Raw genomic sequence first — 1,014 nt, 5'->3', positions numbered from 1 at the left:
GCCCGCCATGTACAGCTCGCCGGTCGTGCCGACGGGGACCGGCTCCAGCCGCTCATCGAGGACGTAGGCCCGGTGGTTGTCCAGGGGCGCCCCGATCGGGACGTTCGCGGTGGCCTCCCCGACCAGGTGGCGGGTCGCGAAGGTGGTGGTCTCGGTGGGCCCGTAGCCGTTCCCGACGGTCACCCACGGGAAGCGGCTCCGCACGGTGGCCATCGCCTTGGCCGACGCGGCCTCGCCGCCGGACCAGATCTCCCGCAGCCCCGTGAACGCGGCCTCCGGCACCTCCACCAGGAGGTTGAAGAGGGCGGCCGTCACGAAGAGCGCGGTCACGCCCCGCTCGTCCACGACCCGGGCCAGCTCCTCCACGCCCAGCTCGCCGGGGGGCGCCACGATCACGCGGTCGCCGGCCAGTAGCGGCGTCCACAGCTCGTAGGTAGCGGCGTCGAAGGCGTACGGGGAGTGGAAGAGGACCCGCTCCTGGTTGCCGCCGCGCCAGCACCGGTCCGTCGCCAGGGAGACGACGTTGCGGTGGGCGACCGCCACGCCCTTGGGCCGGCCGGTGGAGCCCGAGGTGTACATGACGTAGGCGACCCGCTCGGCGGGGGTGTCGAGGCCGGGCGTGCCGGGATCGCCGAGGGCCCCGTCGGGCCCTGCGGACTCGGCCGCGCCCTCGGTCCGGGCCACGAGGACGGGCAGCCCGCGCGCGGCGTGCCCGACCGCGAAGCCGACCCCGCCGTGCCCGTGGTCGGTCAACAGCACCCGGGCGCCGGTCTCCTCGACGACCACGCCCATCCGGTGCTCCGGCCACGCCGTCGGCAGCGGCACGTAGGCGGCGCCCGCCTTCAGCACCGCGAGCATGGCCATGACCAGCTCCGGGGACCGCTCCATCAGCAGGGCGACGGAGCCACCCGGCCGGACGCCGGCGGCGATGAGGTGGTGGGCGAGCCGGTTGGCGCGGGCGTCGAGCTCGGCGTAGGTGACCTCCTCGTCGCCGAAGACCAGCGCGACCGCGTC

The 1,014-nt window shown here is 75.4% G+C and carries 1 protein-coding gene; it reads right to left on the bottom strand.

The window, feature by feature from the left end; genetic code table 11:
- Positions 1–1,014 (bottom strand): AMP-binding protein (locus JJV70_RS22245; protein ID WP_219049831.1); only part of this gene is annotated, 1,014 nt, incomplete at both ends.

This window comes from Streptomyces sp. JJ66 (assembly GCF_019303495.1).
Classification (GTDB): Bacteria; Actinomycetota; Actinomycetes; order Streptomycetales; family Streptomycetaceae; genus Streptomyces.
The sequence above is the reverse complement of the archived record's forward strand: the minus strand, read 5'-3'. Positions and strand labels throughout refer to the sequence as shown.